This window comes from Suttonella ornithocola, from assembly GCF_001889065.1.
GTDB classification, from domain to species: Bacteria; Pseudomonadota; Gammaproteobacteria; order Cardiobacteriales; family Cardiobacteriaceae; genus Suttonella_A; species Suttonella_A ornithocola.
Genome location: NZ_LWHB01000258.1, coordinates 1 through 1,971 on the forward strand (window position 1 = coordinate 1; position 1,971 = coordinate 1,971).

Below are 1,971 nucleotides of genomic sequence, written 5' to 3' on the forward strand. Positions count from 1 at the left end.
ATGGTSATGAGCATAGTTTGGTTACCCCCTTATAGTCCAGACTTAAATCCTATTGAAAAGATGTGGGCTTGGATTAAGCAAATACGCAAAGAATGGCGGATGGATTGTATTGATACTTTATGCTTTTATCTGCTTTGGATTGGGTTGGGCTTTAGATGATTGCACTATATAGGTAATGTTTTGTTGCGCTTGTTTATCAAATAAGATGGAAAGAATATTTTTTTGATAAATCTTAGTATCTTTCATATATTTTCTAGCATTTAAAAATAAATATTGTTTTTATAGTATATGTTTTTTATTGAAAGATATGATTCTGAATATTTTATAAATTGTGCTGATATTTCAAGTGATATTATGATTTTTATAGTTTATTTTGGAAATTAAGTAGTCGGTAGTTGTCTTTGTTGATTTTCTTGAGCAACAATTTTATCACGAGTTTCTCTTACCCAAGCTTCGATGGTGGTATTCACTTCGGCGACTTTGCCTTGTGGAACGTATAGGGGTTTTCCAATGATGACTTGAATGGTTCCGCTGTGTATCCAACCGCGGCGTGGCCAAAATTGTCCTGCATTATGCGCAATCGGCACGATAGGAATAGAAAGACTTTCAGCTAACCTTGCAGCGCCTTGCTTAAAATGTAGAGGGGCATCGGGGGAAAATCGATGACCTTCAGGAAACATCACGACAGAAAATCCATTAGAAATGCGTTGATGCCCTTGCTCAATCACCTGTTGCATAGCTTGTTTGCGATTATTGCGGTTAATAGCAATAGGGCGTAACAATGCCATCGCCCAACCGAAGAAAGGAATCCATAGCAGCTCTCTTTTTAATACCCATACTTGATCTCGTCGAATTAAGGGACCAAATACGGTTTCCCAAGTGGATTGGTGATTGAGTGCTAATACACAAGGTTGGTTAGGTAAATTTTCTAGTCCGTGAACTTGCCATTTCACGCCACCTGCTAATCTGAGTAACCAAACAGTTGTATCTCCCCAACCCGTTGAGATTCGGTGACGAATTCGATAGGGCAAAATAATCATTGCTATGATGAGTAATGCCCAAAAAAGTGTCGCTACTGTCCATAAGAGATAAAATGATAGTGTACGGAAAATTCTTATGATGTTAGCCATTGTTTCACAGCCTCTTCTAAGGTTGGATAGATTAAAACGTCTGTTAATGTTTTTTGATAGGTTGAAAAGGTTTGTTTTCCTTTTCCGGTTTGCACCAATACTGGTTGAGCGTCTGCCGCTCTAGCGGCTAGTATATCTGTATAGCTATCGCCCACAAAAGGAATACCAGATAAATCAACTTGAAAGTAGTTGGCTTGCTCTATTAGCATGCCGGGATTAGGCTTTCGTCTAGGGTCATTACTATCATAAGTATCGCAAAAAATAATATGATGAATATGTCCACCTTTTTTTTTGACTTCATCACATAAGTGTTTATGAATATGAGCTAGTGTTTCTCTGCTGTATCGACCGCGAGCGATGCCTGCTTGGTTGGTACAAATACCAATGCGGATATTCGCATCTGTGAGTTGAGCAAGCGCGCGAAGGGCTGAAGGGATAAGGATGAGTTCGTCTATAGAAGTAACGTAGTCACCTAAATCTTCATTTAATACTCCGTCTCTATCAAGCAGTACTAGGCGTTTAGAAAGGTCAAGCATTGTTATTTTCTGAGTTTGCCAGAGGTGTTCATTAACCAAAGCGCCCAAACAATCAATGCCGCAGACAATAAGGTTAAAAATAAAATGGCACCAATGACAGAAACATCACTAATACCTAAAAAGCCAAATCGGAAACCATTGACCATATAAAGAATAGGGTTGAGTTTAGAAACTTGTTGCCAGAATTCAGGTAACATGGAAATGGAATAAAAAACGCCACCTAGATAGATTAATGGTGTCAAAATAAAAGTTGGTACAAGTGCAACATCATCAAAGCTGCGTGCATAGCAAGCGTTGATAAAGCC

The 1,971-nt window shown here is 38.6% G+C and carries 4 protein-coding genes; 1 reads left to right on the forward strand and 3 read right to left on the reverse strand.

The features are described from left to right. Positions 1-6 precede the first annotated feature (6 nt). Complete coding sequence (locus A5N85_RS17090) at positions 7-159, forward strand: transposase (protein ID WP_143143333.1); 153 nt, start codon at positions 7-9, stop codon at positions 157-159. 221 nt (positions 160-380) lie between these two features. Here the strand turns inward: A5N85_RS17090 and A5N85_RS13590 are convergent, their stop codons facing one another. From A5N85_RS13590 to A5N85_RS13600, 3 genes are all read right to left on the reverse strand, one after another. Next, positions 381-1,130, reverse strand: coding sequence for a lysophospholipid acyltransferase family protein (locus A5N85_RS13590; protein ID WP_072577627.1), 750 nt, complete (start codon positions 1,128-1,130; stop codon positions 381-383). After that, complete coding sequence (locus A5N85_RS13595) at positions 1,115-1,666, reverse strand: D-glycero-alpha-D-manno-heptose-1,7-bisphosphate 7-phosphatase (protein WP_072577628.1); 552 nt, start codon at positions 1,664-1,666, stop codon at positions 1,115-1,117. The genes A5N85_RS13590 and A5N85_RS13595 overlap by 16 nt, the downstream gene beginning before the upstream one ends. A 2-nt stretch (positions 1,667-1,668) precedes the next feature. Further along, a partial coding sequence (locus A5N85_RS13600; RefSeq protein ID WP_169818687.1) for an ABC transporter permease occupies positions 1,669-1,971 on the reverse strand: 303 nt, incomplete at its 5' end.

Excerpts from the sequence above, each read along its gene's own strand:
- A5N85_RS17090 (WP_143143333.1), top strand. The coding sequence starts at position 7 with ATGAGCATAGTTTGGTTACCCCCTTATAGTCCAGACTTAAATCCTATT.
- A5N85_RS13590 (WP_072577627.1), bottom strand. The coding sequence starts at position 1,130 with ATGGCTAACATCATAAGAATTTTCCGTACACTATCATTTTATCTCTTA.
- A5N85_RS13595 (WP_072577628.1), bottom strand. The coding sequence starts at position 1,666 with ATGCTTGACCTTTCTAAACGCCTAGTACTGCTTGATAGAGACGGAGTA.